Annotated in this window: 17 protein-coding genes; 11 read left to right on the top strand and 6 right to left on the bottom strand. The window is 58.3% G+C overall.

Annotated features, from left to right (window positions below):
* The first annotated feature begins 9 nt into the window (after nt 1-9).
* Together GOX21_RS00475 and GOX21_RS00470 are read left to right on the top strand one after the other, a co-directional pair.
* Nucleotides 10-420 carry a GFA family protein gene (locus GOX21_RS00475; RefSeq protein WP_170374753.1) on the top strand — a complete coding sequence of 137 codons (411 nt, stop codon included), beginning with the start codon at nt 10-12 and terminating at the stop codon, nt 418-420.
* 40 nt (nt 421-460) lie between these two features.
* Nucleotides 461-1375, top strand: coding sequence for a DMT family transporter (locus GOX21_RS00470; RefSeq protein WP_170374751.1), 915 nt, complete (start codon nt 461-463; stop codon nt 1373-1375).
* Here the strand turns inward: GOX21_RS00470 and GOX21_RS00465 are convergent.
* A complete protein-coding gene (locus GOX21_RS00465) occupies nt 1320-2027 on the bottom strand; it encodes a thiamine diphosphokinase (protein WP_170374749.1) in 708 nt (235 codons plus the stop codon). The two genes, GOX21_RS00470 and GOX21_RS00465, sit on opposite strands and share 56 nt — an antisense overlap.
* A 121-nt stretch (nt 2028-2148) precedes the next feature.
* Between GOX21_RS00465 and GOX21_RS00460 the strand changes: the two genes are divergently transcribed.
* The gene (locus GOX21_RS00460) at nt 2149-3765 is read left to right on the top strand and encodes a hypothetical protein (RefSeq protein ID WP_170374747.1); all 1617 of its coding nucleotides are present in this window, start codon (nt 2149-2151) and stop codon (nt 3763-3765) included.
* 78 nt (nt 3766-3843) lie between these two features.
* Here GOX21_RS00460 and GOX21_RS00455 read toward each other — a convergent pair whose 3' ends face one another.
* From GOX21_RS00455 to nthA, 5 genes are all read right to left on the bottom strand, one after another.
* A complete protein-coding gene (locus tag GOX21_RS00455) occupies nt 3844-4086 on the bottom strand; it encodes a DUF2842 domain-containing protein (protein WP_170357820.1) in 243 nt (80 codons plus the stop codon).
* Nucleotides 4086-5381 carry an adenylosuccinate synthase gene (locus tag GOX21_RS00450; protein ID WP_170348284.1) on the bottom strand — a complete coding sequence of 432 codons (1296 nt, stop codon included), beginning with the start codon at nt 5379-5381 and terminating at the stop codon, nt 4086-4088. The genes GOX21_RS00455 and GOX21_RS00450 overlap by 1 nt, the downstream gene beginning before the upstream one ends.
* A gap of 214 nt (nt 5382-5595) precedes the next feature.
* Nucleotides 5596-5934 (bottom strand): nitrile hydratase accessory protein, encoded by a 339-nt coding sequence (locus tag GOX21_RS00445; RefSeq protein WP_170348283.1) that lies wholly within the window; start codon nt 5932-5934, stop codon nt 5596-5598.
* The gene (gene nthB / locus GOX21_RS00440) at nt 5931-6608 is read right to left on the bottom strand and encodes a nitrile hydratase subunit beta (protein ID WP_170374745.1); all 678 of its coding nucleotides are present in this window, start codon (nt 6606-6608) and stop codon (nt 5931-5933) included. The genes GOX21_RS00445 and nthB overlap by 4 nt, the downstream gene beginning before the upstream one ends.
* The gene (gene nthA / locus GOX21_RS00435; RefSeq protein WP_170374743.1) at nt 6605-7219 is read right to left on the bottom strand and encodes a nitrile hydratase subunit alpha; all 615 of its coding nucleotides are present in this window, start codon (nt 7217-7219) and stop codon (nt 6605-6607) included. Before nthA ends, nthB begins: the two co-directional genes overlap by 4 nt.
* Nucleotides 7220-7369: 150 nt before the next feature.
* Between nthA and secG the strand changes: the two genes are divergently transcribed.
* From secG to GOX21_RS00395, 8 genes are all read left to right on the top strand, one after another.
* Nucleotides 7370-7735: a preprotein translocase subunit SecG gene (secG, locus tag GOX21_RS00430; protein WP_058280875.1), complete on the top strand. Its 366-nt coding sequence runs from the start codon at nt 7370-7372 to the stop codon at nt 7733-7735.
* 159 nt (nt 7736-7894) lie between these two features.
* Nucleotides 7895-9538 carry a CTP synthase gene (locus GOX21_RS00425; RefSeq protein WP_170357814.1) on the top strand — a complete coding sequence of 548 codons (1644 nt, stop codon included), beginning with the start codon at nt 7895-7897 and terminating at the stop codon, nt 9536-9538.
* Between the two features lie 101 nt (nt 9539-9639).
* The gene (locus tag GOX21_RS00420) at nt 9640-10413 is read left to right on the top strand and encodes an isocitrate lyase/PEP mutase family protein (protein WP_170374741.1); all 774 of its coding nucleotides are present in this window, start codon (nt 9640-9642) and stop codon (nt 10411-10413) included.
* Nucleotides 10414-10534: 121 nt separating this feature from the next.
* Nucleotides 10535-10984, top strand: a complete 450-nt coding sequence (locus tag GOX21_RS00415; RefSeq protein WP_170348277.1) for a TerB family tellurite resistance protein — start codon at nt 10535-10537, stop codon at nt 10982-10984.
* Between the two features lie 20 nt (nt 10985-11004).
* Nucleotides 11005-11442: a TerB family tellurite resistance protein gene (locus GOX21_RS00410; RefSeq protein ID WP_170348276.1), complete on the top strand. Its 438-nt coding sequence runs from the start codon at nt 11005-11007 to the stop codon at nt 11440-11442.
* Nucleotides 11439-12179, top strand: a complete 741-nt coding sequence (locus GOX21_RS00405; RefSeq protein WP_170374739.1) for a phosphate/phosphite/phosphonate ABC transporter substrate-binding protein — start codon at nt 11439-11441, stop codon at nt 12177-12179. The genes GOX21_RS00410 and GOX21_RS00405 overlap by 4 nt, the downstream gene beginning before the upstream one ends.
* Nucleotides 12180-12316: 137 nt before the next feature.
* Nucleotides 12317-13093 (top strand): ABC transporter ATP-binding protein, encoded by a 777-nt coding sequence (locus GOX21_RS00400; RefSeq protein WP_170357811.1) that lies wholly within the window; start codon nt 12317-12319, stop codon nt 13091-13093.
* A gap of 34 nt (nt 13094-13127) precedes the next feature.
* A complete protein-coding gene (locus tag GOX21_RS00395) occupies nt 13128-13841 on the top strand; it encodes a transporter substrate-binding domain-containing protein (RefSeq protein ID WP_170374737.1) in 714 nt (237 codons plus the stop codon).
* The last annotated feature ends 46 nt before the right edge of the window (nt 13842-13887 follow it).

The raw sequence follows: 13887 nt of genomic DNA, 5'->3' as shown, positions 1-13887 counted from the left end.
GGGGATATCATGCGGGGACATTGTCTGTGCGGCACCATCCGGTACGAGGTTACGCCTCCGGTCCTGTCCTGCGTTACCTGCCATTGCGACAGTTGCAGACGGCAATGCGCCGCGCCGATGACCACCTATTTCGGCGTGCGCGACGGCCAGTGGCGCTGGACCGGGGACGAGCCGAAAACCTTTGCCTCTTCGCCCGGAGTCACCCGCAGTTTCTGCCCCAATTGCGGCACTCCGATATCATTCCGATCACAAGCCATGTCGGACGTGCTGCATCTGTACGTGGCAACACTGGAAGACCCAAACCAGTTGGAGCCAACGTTGCACGTGGCGCATGAGGAAAAGCTGAACTGGCTGATACTGGGTGACGGCCTGCCCACTTGCATCGGTCCAGACTATACCAAGGTTCAACCCCTGCCCTAGACGCTTCCCACCGGGCCCCAAACCCCGTAGCGTCGCCCGTATGACACAGGATCGTCCGGTCTTTGGCATCATCCTGATGCTTGGCTTTTGCATCATCGCGCCGATGGGCGACGCGATGGCAAAGCTGTTGGCCGAAACCACACCTGTCGGCATGCTTGTCTTTGTCCGCTTCGCCGTTCAGGCGCTGGTGCTGGTCCCACTGGCCGTATTGACCGGGCGATCCCTGCGCATGCGTGGCCGTATCCTGTGGCTGACATTTATTCGCACGGTTCTGCATATCCTCGCCCTTTCAGCCATGTTCAGCTCTCTGCTTTTCCTGCCGCTGGCCGACGCGATCGCCATCGTCTTTGTCATGCCGTTCATCATGTTGATCCTGGGCAAATACATACTGAAGGAAACCGTTGGCCCACGCCGCCTGATAGCCTGCGCCGTTGGCTTTGTTGGGACCTTGCTGGTCATTCAGCCCAGCTTTGTACAAGTGGGGGCCGCAGCCCTGCTACCGCTTGTGGTCGCTTTGCTCTTTTCCCTGTTCATGCTGGTGACGCGCCAGATCGCCAAAGAAACAGACCCAATCACCCTACAAGCGGCATCGGGCATGATGGCTATAATCCTAATGCTGCCAGTTCTGTTGGCCGGAACAATCGGCGGCAGTTGGGCCGTATCGCTAATCTTACCGCCCCCGGACATTCACCTTTTGCTGATCGCAATCGGGCTGCTGGGAACCGTCGCGCATCTGTTGATGACATGGTCGCTGCGCTTTGCGCCGTCGGCAACGCTGGCCCCGATGCAATATCTGGAAATTCCAATGGCCACCCTATTCGGCTGGCTCGTCTTTCACGACCTGCCCAACGGGGTTGCGGCCATCGGCATAGCCATCACCATCGCCGCGGGCCTTTACGTTATTCTGCACGAGCGGGCCAACGCCCGGTCTGCTCCGACAGAAACGCCTGCATGATCTGATCCAAGGCGTTGCGCGGAACCATGACCAAAAGGCCGGGCCTGTCCACCTCCAGTTCTACATCAGCCAACGCGCGATTGGAGGTCCCGACGCGACCGCTCGGCTCTAACACCAGATCATCAATCGGCCATTCCAATCCACGGCTGCGCCCCGTTACCCTCTGAAACGGAAACAGCGAAACCACATCGCCGGGTGAAAGGTCAAAAGCGATCCGCGGTGGGGCGTGGAATACGACTTCATGCTCCCCTAGCAAAATGCACGGACGATCCTGAAGTCGGATCAACGCGCTCAGCACCGCCAATTGGTGATCCAGCCGCCCGCCCAGAAACCCAACCCCTAGCACTAGCGGCGCCTCGACACTGCGCAGGGTCTTGTCGAAATCCGTGCTGTCCTGCTCGCGGATCGGAAACAATCGCTCTGCCGGAATCCGGTCGCGATAGGCGCTGCTGAGCGAATCAAAATCACCAATAACCGCATCCGGCATCCGCCCCGAATCCATCAGCGGGATGGCTCCGCCATCTGCGGCAACGACGGTATTGACGCGAATCAGCACCAAATTTAGGTCTTCGGGACCGATTTCTCCGCCTCCGACCACTGCGATTGGCTCCTCAGACCGTACAATCGACTGATTTTTTTTAAGATTGATCATTTTTCCCGGATTTGGACACATTGAGACCACAAAATGGTAGGTTCATGCAGAGAGTTTCGAGCCATAGGTGTGCCCTCTATTGGGTGGGTGGCTCTTGTAGTTTGTAGAGGACGTGCGTCTGATGGTACAGAATAACAAGGTTTTGACCGTTTCTTATGGAACCTTCTCGTGCACTTTGGAAGGCTTTGATGATTCCTTTGAAACGATGAAAGCGATTGCCGAATACTTCCGCGATCTCGCGGCTGATGATCGCTACTTTGGTTCTGAACCCCCACAGCCTGACACCGAAATGCTGACACGGATCGCGCAGCGTGACGCATCCCGCAGGGTCGAAGCCAGTCAGAACGACTCTGGCCTGCTGATCCGCGCAACCGAAGAAAACGCCCCATCCCCCCAATCCGCCGCCAGCGCTCAGGGTTCGAATGTTATCGACACGCCGCCCTCTTCTCAGCCCGTTTTTTCTGACGCGGAAACCGTAGAAGATGCCCCGGCGCCTGCCGCTGACAGTATTGCCGCCAAGTTGCAGCGCATCCGGGCCGTTGTCTCTCACTCCGAAGAAAACTCGGTCATCTACACGGAAGACGAAGACACGACCTTGATGAAAAGCGCCGCTCCGTCTGATGCAGTGGCTGCGGCCTTCGCAGCTGGTTCGCTTGACCCCGCTGATCTGGACGACACTGAAGAGGCCAGCGCGCACGTCGAAACGCAAGACGAAGCACCGGAAACAGAAGTAGCCGAGGCTGAGATGCCTCAGATCGAAGAATCCGAAGCCCCTGCACTGGAAGTCGAAGCCGAGGATCTGGATTCAGAGGTGTTGGACGCGACATCGGAAGACCAGACCGAAGCGGAAGAGGAAGACACATCCGACGTGCTGTTCTCGGACCTTGAAGACATTGCGAATAGCGGTTCTGAAGAGGAGGCTAACATTCTCGACGACGCCGGTGCAGATGAAGACGTCGTCGAAGCCACCGACGAAGGTGTGTTGACGGAAGAGGATGAAGTCGACCTGCTGGAAGAGATTTCAAGCGTGGAAGCTGTACTGGCAAAACGCTCGGCCAATACAGACACTGAAACGTCAGATCTGGATCGGGACGTATCGCGCCTGATGGATAAGGCCGGCGAACAGTTGAACGACCCGGACACCAGCGATCAGCGCGAGGCCTACACGCATCTGCGGGCGGCCGTCGCCGCAACCGAAGCTGAACGTGGCGACGGTAAGGCCACAGCACAGGACAGTGAGGAACAGGGCTATCGTGGAGATCTTTCCTCGGTTGTCAGCCCGCGCCGCCCGGAAATTCAGGTCACCAGCATGCGCCCCAGCAGTGACGATGCAGCCCCGCTTAAGCTGGTCGCTGAACAGCGCATCGATAATCAAACCGTGGACGCCGGACCAGTTACCCCTCGCCGCGTCAAATCCGAAACTGAAGCCGAAGACGAAACACCCGAGGAAGGTGGCTTTGCTCTGTTTGCGCAGGAACAGGGCGCGCAGTCCCTACCCGACTTGCTTGAGGCTGCCGCCGCGTACCTGTCGTTCATCGAAGGTCAGGAACAGTTTTCGCGCCCGCAGTTGATGAACAAAATCCGCTCACTCAAGCAAAATGACTTCAACCGCGAAGAAAGCCTGCGGTCCTTCGGTCAGTTGCTGCGCGATGGAAAGATTGAAAAAGCGGGCGGCGGGCGTTTCGCGGCCTCGACCCAGATCGGGTTCCGCCCGGATGACGAGCGCGCCGCGGGATAATCCCCCCAACCAGTACAATAGAAAAAGGGCCAGAGGTTACTCTGGCCCTTTTCTCTTCATCACCTGAATTGCCAGTGATCAATCCGAGTTTTGCTCTGGATCTTCTTTGCCAACACCTTTGAAGACAAATTTGAACGGCAGCGCCCACACGATGCCCAAACCAACATAGACCAGCAGTTCCAACCAGATGGGCGGACGGTCGAGCCAGCTCACCACCGTTACAACCGCCACAATATAGATGGGAAGCCCAATCAACAGCAGCACCAGCGACCAACGCCGCCGGGCCTTGTAGCTCAGACCGGATTTGCCGTGATCGCTCATCAGTCGGCAAACGGGTCGGTCACCAAAATGGTGTCGTCCCGCTCCGGGCTAGTGGACAGAAGGGCCACGGGACACTCGATCAGCTCTTCAACGCGACGTACGTATTTGATCGCGTTGGCAGGCAGATCGGCCCAGCTGCGTGCGCCTTCGGTGGATTCACTCCACCCCGGCATTTCTTCGTAGATGGGTTTGCAGCGCGCTTGTTGATCAGCTGCGGTAGGCAGATAGTCCAGACGTTCGCCATCCAGCTCATACCCCACGCAGATTTTCAGTGTCTCAAACCCGTCCAGCACGTCCAGCTTGGTCAGCGAGATGCCGTTCACACCGCTGGTCGCACAAGTCTGGCGTACTAGGCAGGCATCGAACCAGCCACAGCGACGCTTACGCCCGGTGGTTGTGCCGAATTCGTGTCCACGTTCGCCAAGGCGTTGACCGTCCGCGTCATCCAATTCAGTCGGGAACGGGCCTTCACCCACGCGTGTCGTATAGGCTTTGACGATACCGAGAACGAAATCAATCGACCCTGGACCGATACCCACACCAGTCGCCGCCTGCCCCGCGATCACGTTGGACGAGGTCACAAAGGGATATGTGCCGAAATCGATATCCAGCAACGCGCCCTGCGCCCCTTCGAAAAGGATGCGTTTACCAGCCTTGCGCTTTTCGTTCAGCACCTTCCAGACCGGAGCGGCAAACGGAAGAATTTGCGGCGCGATCTCTTTCAATTGGGCGATCAGCGCGTCCCGGTCAACGGGCTCGATCCCAAGCCCCTTGCGCAGCGGGTCGTGGTGTTGCAGCGCACGATCCACACGCGCCTCAAGCGTGGCTTCATCAGCAAGATCGGCAACACGAACAGAGCGGCGGCCCACTTTGTCTTCGTAAGCCGGCCCGATGCCGCGACCAGTGGTCCCGATCTTGGTGCCCTTGCTGGCAGCTTCTTCGCGCGCACGGTCCAGTTCGCCATGGATAGGCAGGATCAGCGGCGTGTTCTCAGCAATCATCAGAGTCTCGGGCGAGATATCGACACCTTGCGCCCGAATGGTTCCGATTTCCTTGATCAGGTGCCACGGGTCCAGCACAACACCATTGCCAATGACACTCAGCTTGCCGCCCCGCACGACGCCTGAAGGCAACGCATGCAGCTTGTAAACTTCACCATCAATGACCAGCGTATGACCGGCATTATGCCCGCCTTGAAAACGCGCGATCACGTCTGCCCGTTCGCTGAGCCAGTCGACGATCTTGCCTTTTCCTTCGTCGCCCCACTGGGCGCCGACAACAACCACATTGGCCATATCCGGTCCTTTTGCGCTGAATTATCAAACTCGGCTCATATAGCGGGGTCAAAGCGGCAGGGAAACCGGTAATTCGCCGCAGTTCAGAACCGCGCAATGTGCGGTGCCTCCGGCGGGGATAGTTTCGGCCAGATGAAGTATGGCTCCCCTGTTCATCCGGCCTCAAAAATCTTGGAGGAGTCGCCCAGAACAGGCGGCGGGGGCAGCGCCCCTCCTATTCGCCTGCCGCCAAATGCACCGGTTGACCGTGTGGCGTCGTCAAATAAGCCTCTTCCCAAGCATTTCTCATGCGTTGAATGTCACCTGGTAACGTCGAACCTTGTTCGACCAACAATTGCTCCAAGTTCTCCAGCCACGCGTGAAAATAATCATTCCCGCCATCCAGTTCCTTGTCCAACCCGTGCAATTTCAAAGTATGCGAAAATCGATCGGCCCAATCTGACCACTCGAATTGTCCAGCTTCGTTCAATGCAACTGTCAGGGCGAAGACCTGCGCATGCCAGGGTTCGGCAAAAACCGGCTCTGGTGCGGAATGGGTGGTACAGGTGCTCATACGGGCTCCAGATAGCTTTGCCACAAGTCCAGAACGACCTCGTCCTTGGGATGCTCCGGGTCAGCCCACAACTCGGACGCGGCAAACGCCACCGCATAAAGGGGCTCTGGTGCCTCGCCCAAACCATGTGCATTTGAATCTGGCAACACATGCGTACCGTGCAGCCGCAAAATTCGGCCATTTGCACCCGATGCATAGATTGGCAGTCGCGTATGGCCGCCACTCACCAGGCGATTGGCTGCCGGATCCACAGTTCGGACATTCTGCCCGACTTCAAACTGTATCGGCACGTCCGAAGCCCGATCTGCTGGCCCGCCTTTGGCCAAGGCTCCCGAGACGGTCCCGGCTTTCAGAACACGGGCTGCCAACGGGTGTGGGTCGTCGGTGCCTGCGCCCGACAAATCATCCAAGGTCAGCACCCCCTTTTCGACCAGCAGGTCGGCCAGACCGGATATCCACTTTTCATAGTAAGAGAACCGTGCGTAGTCCTTGGGCGACAGCCTTTCGCGCGCGTGGCGCGAGACGTCAATATTCCATTGCCCCAGAAACCCGGCCGCCAGCGTCACGGCCAAGGCACGACCATGCCAGTCCTCGGCAAAGACCGGGGCGCTTTCGGCCTCGGGCGTAACCGGACCGTCCCCAAACCGACCACCCATATCGTGAACACGGGTCATGACGGCACCTTGGGCAGGCCCGTGCCAATCATGCTGTCACGGGTAACAAGCGCAGCAAGGTCCTCTTCTCCCAGCCCTTCTGAGCCTTCCGGGCGCATGGGAAGCACGAGGTAGCGAATCTCTGCGGTCGAATCCCATACCCGCACGGATGATTCTGGCGTCAATTCGACACCGAATTCGGCCAAGACCTTGCGCGGCTCACGTACCGCTCGAGCGCGGTAGGCGTCGGACTTGTACCAACCCGGTGGAATACCCAGCAAAGGCCACGGGTAGCAGCTGCATAGGGTACAAACGACCATGTTGTGCTGTTCCGGCGTATTCTCGACCACTACGATATGTTCGCCCTGCCGCCCGTAAAACCCAAGATCAGCGACAACAGACGTCGCGTCTGCAAGCAGGGCTTGCTTGAACGCAGAATCGCCCCACGCCTTGGCGACAACGCGCGCGCCGTTCTGTGGACCGATCTTGTTTTGATACGTGTCGATTATCTCATCCAGCGCCACCGGGTCGATCAGACCCTTACGGGTCAGAATCGTCTCAAGCGCTTTAACTCGAAGCGCGGGATCGGGTGGCAACAGGGCGTGCGGGTGGTCGTGATCGTCATGAGGCATGGCCGCAGCCTGCGTTACGTATCATCCGCCTGTCCAGTCCCTTTGCTGTGATCTGGAATATCACCGTTCGTGATGCCAACTCATCCCTTGCCCCCGAAGGCAAACTTGCATAAGTACCACGCGATACACGCCACGCTGTACAGGAACACCATGGAAAACGTCGTTCTCATCATCCACCTCCTCTTGGCCCTGGGCCTGATTGCCGTTGTTCTGATGCAGCGGTCCGAAGGCGGTGGCCTTGGTATGGGCGGTGGTGGCGGTGGCGCCATGACAGGTCGCGCGGCAGCGACTGCTTTGGGCAAGGTGACCTGGATTCTGGCAGCCTGCTTTATCGTGACCTCAATCACGCTGACCATTTTGGCGGCTCAGAAGTCTTCGGGCAGCTCGGTTATCGACCGTTTGGGCGTTCCGGCACCTGCGGCAACTGAAGAAAGCACCCCGGCGGTTCCGTCGGCGGATGATCTGCTGCCCCCGGCGCAGGGCGACAACGCGCCTCTGATTCCTCAGGCCAACTGATCCACAAAACCTAGAAATCTGAAAGAGAGCTGCAACAGCATCTTGCGGTTCTCTTGCGCTATTGGCGCGAATCCTTTATACGTGAAGTCCCGTGATGCAGCGGTTTTTCGGAACCGTCGGGCAGCTGATTTAGACGTCTCACGGGAGCAGCCGAAAAACATGGCGCGTTTTATTTTCATCACTGGTGGTGTGGTTTCGTCCTTGGGCAAAGGGCTGGCTTCGGCGGCTCTGGGTGCCCTGTTGCAAGCCCGGGGATACTCGGTGCGTTTACGCAAGTTGGACCCCTATCTGAACGTTGACCCTGGCACGATGTCGCCCTTCGAACATGGCGAAGTATTCGTCACTGATGACGGGGCTGAGACTGATCTGGACCTGGGCCACTATGAGCGTTTCACTGGCGTGGCGGCCCGCAAAACCGACTCGGTCAGCTCGGGCCGGATTTATTCCAACGTGCTGGAAAAGGAACGTCGCGGCGACTACCTTGGCAAGACCATTCAGGTGATCCCCCACGTCACTAACGAGATCAAGGATTTCATCGCGATCGGCGAGGATGAAGTTGATTTCATGCTGTGTGAAATCGGTGGCACCGTCGGCGATATCGAGGGTCTGCCCTTTTTTGAAGCCATTCGTCAGTTTAGCCAGGACAAGCCCCGTGGTCAGTGCCTGTTCATGCACCTGACCTTGCTGCCCTACATCAAGGCGTCTGGCGAATTGAAAACCAAACCGACGCAACACTCGGTCAAAGAGCTGCGCTCGATCGGTTTGGCACCTGATATTCTGGTCTGCCGATCCGAGGGCCCGATCCCGACCAAGGAACGCGAAAAGCTGGCGTTGTTCTGCAACGTGCGCCCCGACAGCGTAATTGCGGCGCAGGACCTTTCCACCATTTACGACGCCCCGCTGGCTTATCACCGCGAAGGTTTGGATCAGGCCGTACTGGACGCGTTCCAGATCAGCCCGGCCCCTAAACCCGATCTGACCAAATGGGAAGACGTCAGCGACCGCATCCACAACGCCGAGGGCGAAGTTAAGGTTGCCATCGTGGGCAAATACACTCAACTGGAAGACGCCTATAAGTCGATTGCCGAGGCGCTGACCCACGGCGGCATGGCGAACCGGGTCAAGGTCCAAGTCGAATGGGTGGATGCCGAAGTTTTCGATACAGAAGACGCCGCCCCCCATCTGGAGGGCTTCCACGCGATCCTTGTGCCAGGCGGATTTGGCGAGCGCGGCACCGAAGGCAAAATCAAGGCAGCGCAATATGCGCGCGAACACAAAGTGCCGTATCTGGGCATCTGTCTGGGCATGCAGATGGCCGTGATCGAGGCTGCGCGAAATGCGGCAGGGATCACCGAAGCCGGGTCCGAGGAATTCGACCACGAGGCCGGGAAAAAGCGTTTCGAGCCGGTAGTTTATCACCTGAAAGAATGGGTGCAGGGCAATCACAAAGTCGAACGTAAAGTCGGCGACGATAAAGGCGGCACCATGCGTTTGGGCGCCTATGACGCGGTACTGGCCGAGGGCTCTAAAGTGGCCGAGGTGTACGGTGGCACCAATATCGAAGAACGCCACCGCCACCGTTACGAAGTAGACATCAAATACCGCGAAAAGCTGGAAAAGGCGGGCCTGAACTTTTCGGGCATGTCACCGGACGGACGTTTGCCCGAGATCGTTGAATGGTCAGATCACCCTTGGTTCATCGGCGTGCAATATCACCCCGAACTGAAATCCAAACCGTTTGACCCGCACCCCTTGTTCCGCGACTTTGTGCGCGCAGCCAAGGACAGCTCGCGGCTGGTTTGACCTCGGACAAATCACTGTATTGTGTTGGTCGGCGCGAAAGATCTTTACGCGCCGACTATTTGCACGGTTAACTGCCGCCATAGCAGCGACAGGAGACCGGCATGACCAACCAGATTACCCAAGCAGAAGAGTTCGCCGCCCTACACAAAAAGGGCGAGCCGGTCATCCTATACAATATCTGGGATCCGGGCAGCGCCGGGGCTGTCCGCGATGCGGGCGCCAAGGCAATTGCGACCGGCAGTGCGCCGGTTGCGATGGCGCAGGGGTTCGGGGACGGACAGAAGATCTCACTGGATGCTGCCCTGGACAATGCACGCCGGATCGTTGCCGCGATGGATCTTCCCGTGACGCTGGATTTCGAAGGCGCCTATGCTGAGGATGTGCTAAGCGTCGCCGCCAATGTTCAACTTGCGCTACAGACCGGTGTCATCGGCTTTAACTTTGAAGACCAAATCGTTGGCACCAGCGACCTCTACGACATCGAAACGCAGGAAGCACGCGTCCAGGCAATGCGCGAAGGCTGCGATGCTGCCGGCATCCCGGCCTTCATCAATGCCCGCACGGATATCTTCTTGAAAGCCAAGCCCGACACTCATGATAATTCGATGCTGGACGATGCGATCGCACGGGCCAAGGCCTATGCCGATGCCGGGGCCAGCGGGTTCTTTGCGCCGGGTCTCAAAGACGAAGGGCTGATCGCTCGGCTCTGCGAATCGACCGAGTTGCCCGTCAACATTATTGCCCTTCCCGGCACCCCCGATACGGCCACTCTGGCGTCACTGGGCGTGGCGCGGGTCAGCTATGGCCCTGTTCCCTATCGGCAGATGCTGGGCTGGCTGCAAGAGCAGGCAAAACAGGCGCTTCAGGCGGGTTGATCCATCCGCAGGTGGATCGCGCTCAGCGTGTTTCTGCCAAATCCGACAGTCTTGCGACCATTCTGCCTATGACGGGTGGTCTGTGCTTGGCGGCCCACAAAATATGGAATAACCTGAGCGCATGTTGAAGAAGTTCTTTCAGGCTTTTCGCCCACCGCAGCACGATAAACTGCCCGACCCGGATGCCGAGCTGGCTCTGGGTGCGCTTATGGTGCGTGTGGCGCAGGCGGATCGTGACTATAAGCTTGAGGAAATCAGCCTGATCGACCGCATCCTTGCGCGGCTCTATCAACACAATGCGATCGAAGCTGCCAAGGTTCGCGCGACCTGCGAAAAGCTGCACGCCGCCGCACCTGAGACGGACACATTCGGCAAGCTGATCCGCGAAACCACTGACCTTCACGAACGCCTTGCCGCGTTGGACGCCCTGTGGGAGGTCGTTCTGGCCGATGGCGATACAGACGAAGGTGAGATTAAGATCGTGGAAGAGGCACGCATCGCCATGGGCCTTAGCTTCAATGACAGCCAGACCGCCCGCGAGCGTGTTCAAAGAAGCTTGGAAGAGCATTAAGCCCCATCTATATCTAACCCATGTTTAGTGATTTCCTGTCCCGGCTGACACAGCCCGCCCCCGACCCGCTTGCCGATGATGATGCCCGTCTCGCCTTGACGGCCCTGCTGGTGCGCATCGCCAGGTCCGACAACGACTATGCCGATACCGAGATGGCCCGAATCGACAAGATTTCAGCCGAACGTTATGGCCTGTCCCCGTTCGAGGCCGCCGCCCTGCGCGCCCGGGCCGAAGACCTAGAGTCTGAGGCCCCCGACACGGTCCGTTTTACCCGCGCGATCAAAGAGGCCGTAGCCTATGACGACCGTCTGGCCGTGGTGCAGGCGATGTGGTCCGTCGCTTTGGCCGACGGACAGCGCTCGGGCGAAGAGGATTCGCTGTTGCGGCTGGTGGTCAGCCTGCTGGGCGTCAGTGACGTAGATTCCGCCCTGGCACGTCAAAAGGCCGCCAAGTCGTGATCGCGATGCTGGGCATGTATGACATGCCCGCATTACAGCCTGCGAATGATCGGTTATGGGCGTTGATTCGCGATCACCTGGGCTTTGGCCCGGATCAGCTAACGCGAGACACCGATTTCTGGGATGTCTGGCAACACCCCGACCTGACCTTTGCGCAGACCTGCGGCATGCCTTACCGCACCCGCCTACATGGCAACGTACAGCTGGTCGGCACCCCGGACTATGGGCTTGAGGGGTGCCCGCCCGGTTATTATCACTCCGTTTTTGTGGCCCGAAAAAATGACCCGCGCGATCTGCACGGGCTTTCGAACGGCACGTTTGCCTATAACGAGGGCCTGTCACAATCGGGGTGGGCTGCGCCAATGGTTCATCTAGAGGCGCTCAACCTGTGCCCCAAAACCATACTTGAAACCGGTGGGCATGCGCTTTCTGCCGACGCTGTGGCCGATGGACAGGCTGATTACGCGGCGTTGGATGCATTGACCTGGGAATTGCTCAAGACGCATTCCGACCTTGACGCGTCCCTACGCGAGGTTGGAACGACGCCGCCGACGCCCGCCCTGCCCTATATCACGGCCATCGGGCAGGATGCACCAGGTATCGCCCGCGCTGTTCGCGCAGCAATTGACGACCTGAACCCACAAGATCGCGACCTGCTGCATCTTCGCGGCCTGATAACCATCCCTGCCGAGAACTATTTGTCAGTCCCCAATCCGGTCCGGGATTATGCCATCTGACCCAATCGGTGATCATTTTGGTCAGTACGTTTGGTCAATTTGACGGTTTCAGCACCCGATGATGTCAATTGCGCATTGCATTGCCCCGATTTTTGCGCCCTATTACCGCACCAACACCGACAACACATGGGCCACCCGTGACAGATTCCACTCCCGTTATCGAAATCAAAAACCTCCACAAAAGTTTCGGCCATCTCGAGGTGCTGAAAGGGGTTGATATTACGGCAAGACGCGGGGATGTGGTTTCGCTTATCGGATCGTCCGGGTCAGGCAAATCCACACTGTTACGCTGCTGTAACCTTTTGGAAGACAGCCAGCAGGGCGAGATTCTGTTCAAGGGTGAACCCGTACGCTGGGCCGGTGACCTTCACCATCGCCGCCCCGCCGACCCAAAACAGGTGATGCGCATCCGCACCAACCTGTCGATGGTGTTTCAACAGTTTAACCTTTGGGCTCATATGACCATCCTGCAAAACGTGATGGAGGCCCCGGTAACCGTTCTGGGCCGCGACCCGAAAGAGGTCGAGGATAGCGCCCGAAAATACCTGGCGAAGGTTGGCATTGGCGATAAGTGCGATGTCTACCCGGCGCAGCTTTCGGGCGGTCAGCAACAGCGCGCAGCCATCGCCCGCGGCCTGTGTATGGAGCCCGAGGCGCTGTTGTTCGACGAACCCACTTCGGCACTGGACCCGGAACTGGAACAGGAAGTGATCAAGGTGATCAAGGATTTGGCCGCCGAAGGGCGCACCATGATCATCGTGACCCACGACATGAAAATGGCGGCCGACATCTCAAGCCACGTCGTGTTCCTGCATCAGGGCCTGATCGAAGAAGAGGGCCTGCCAGAAGATATCTTTACGTCCCCCGAATCCGAACGGCTTCGGGGCTTTCTTTCCGCCACTCAGGCGGCTTAACTTCAGGACAGAAAACAAAACTGGGGAGTATCCAATGAAAAAACTGATTCTGACTACTGCAGCACTGGCGCTTGGCGCTGGTATGGCCATGGCAGACACCATCCGCCTGGGCACTGAGGGTGCCTATGCACCGTGGAATTTCGTCAATGACGCGGGCGAGATCGACGGGTTCGAGCGTGAGCTGGGCGATGAGCTGTGCAAGCGTGCCGACCTGGAATGCGAATGGGTCAAGAACGATTGGGATTCGATCATTCCGAACCTGGTGTCGGGCAACTACGATGCGATCATCGCGGGTATGTCGATCACTGATGAGCGTGACGAAGTCATCGACTTCACCCACAACTACACGCCGCCGGATCCGTCGGCCTATATCGCCTTGTCCGATGGCGTTGATCTGGCAGGCGGCGTGATCGCGGCGCAGACCGGTACCATTCAGGCCGGTTACGTTGCTGATTCCGGCGCAACTCTGGTTGAGTTCGCAAGCCCGGAAGAAACCATTGCCGCCGTACGCGGTGGTGAAGCGGATGCAGTTCTGGCAGACAAATCCTTCCTGGTGCCTTTCACCGAAGATGGCTCGGGTCTAGTCTTTGTTGGCGACGAAGTTCCGCTGGGCGGTGGCGTCGGCATGGGTATCCGTGAATCCGACGGTGAGTTGAAAGAAAAGTTCAACACCGCCATCCAGTCCATGAAGGACGACGGCAGCCTGAACGAGCTGATCACCAAGTGGGAAGTGTCCTCGACCTTCTGATCTTACATTCAGCGGCGCGCCTGATCTTTGGGCGCGCCGCCCATGC

It is taken from the genome of Ruegeria atlantica (genome assembly GCF_013032005.1).
Taxonomy (GTDB): domain Bacteria; phylum Pseudomonadota; class Alphaproteobacteria; order Rhodobacterales; family Rhodobacteraceae; genus Ruegeria; species Ruegeria atlantica_A.
This window is presented reverse-complemented; position numbering and strand designations above follow the sequence as displayed.